Annotated in this window: 2 protein-coding genes; one reads left to right on the forward strand and one right to left on the reverse strand. The window is 62.4% G+C overall.

All coding sequences use genetic code 11. The annotated features are described in order from the left end of the window. Positions 1-332, reverse strand: a 332-nt coding sequence (locus tag PFH44_RS27850; RefSeq protein ID WP_283826876.1) for a M20 metallopeptidase family protein, incomplete at its 3' end; no start/stop codon positions are given. A gap of 292 nt (positions 333-624) precedes the next feature. On the opposite strand from PFH44_RS27850, the gene PFH44_RS27855 reads away from it, so the two are divergent. Further along, positions 625-1101, forward strand: a 477-nt coding sequence (locus PFH44_RS27855) for an MFS transporter (protein WP_283826877.1), incomplete at its 3' end; no start/stop codon positions are given.

Genomic DNA, 1101 nt, shown 5'->3' on the forward strand with positions numbered 1-1101 from the left:
GCGGCCGCGGCCAGCAGCATCGCGGTATGGCCATCGTGGCCGCAGGCGTGCATCACGCCGGGATTGCGGGATTTGTAGCTGACCTCGCCGAGTTCGGTAATCGGCAGGGCGTCCATATCGGCGCGCAGGCCGATTACCGGGCCAGGACCGTTCTCCAGGGTCGCCACCACCCCCGTTCCCGCCAGCCCCGTATGCACCTGCAGGCCAAAGGAGGCCAGCAGTTCGGCGACGCGACGGGAGGTTTTCTGTTCCTGATAGCCCAGTTCAGGGTAAGCATGAAAATCGCGTCGCCAGCGAATAGCCTCGGCGATGGATGAAGGCGATACTGCCATGTCGTACTCCTTTCCTGCACAGCATCAGCGCTGAGCGAGGGTTGTTATCGGTATGCATTTTATCCATGCGCCCCGCGAGCGCCGGGCTGCTCTATGAGTTATATCCTTTCGCCAGCGCGCTGACAACTCTCGCTAAACGTCCGCCCGGCGGCCTTTGGCGAGCGGCGCGGCCCTCTTCTCAATTAATGGTAGCCATTTCAACGGTGACAGAAGCCATATGATTAACTAATATGCAGGGCTGTTGGCAATTCGCCAGATTATCCACCTGTTGACTTCCGTTATCGGGAATAAAATGTTTAACCCAGACCACAATCGCTTGGCGCCCACGCTGGCGATGATCATGGCCGCCTCGCTGGTAGGCTTTATCACCGGCTATACGGTGCCGCTTATCAGCCTTGAGCTGGCGCAGCAGCAAATTGATACCCTCTACGTTGGCCTGCTGGCCGCGCTGCCGCCGGCGGGCATGATGCTCTCCTCCTTCCTCTCTCCCGCGCTGTGCCGCCGTTTTGAGATGGGCCTGCTGCTCAGCGCGAGCCTGATCCTGCTGGCCCTGGCGACGGTTGCCTCCTGCCTGACCGCCGATCTGCCGCAGCTCCTGCTGCCGCGCTTCCTGACCGGCCTCGCCTCGGGGGTGATTATCGTGCTGGGAGAGAGCTGGATAACCGGCGGGGCGGCGGGCAAAAATCGCGCCACCCTGACCGGGATTTACGCCTCAGCGTTCCCCGGCTGCCAGCTGGCCGGGCCGCTGCTGATTTCCGCCGGCCCCGCC

The organism is Klebsiella sp. Ech2A, from assembly GCF_030078455.1.
In the GTDB taxonomy this organism is placed as follows: domain Bacteria; phylum Pseudomonadota; class Gammaproteobacteria; order Enterobacterales; family Enterobacteriaceae; genus Klebsiella; species Klebsiella terrigena.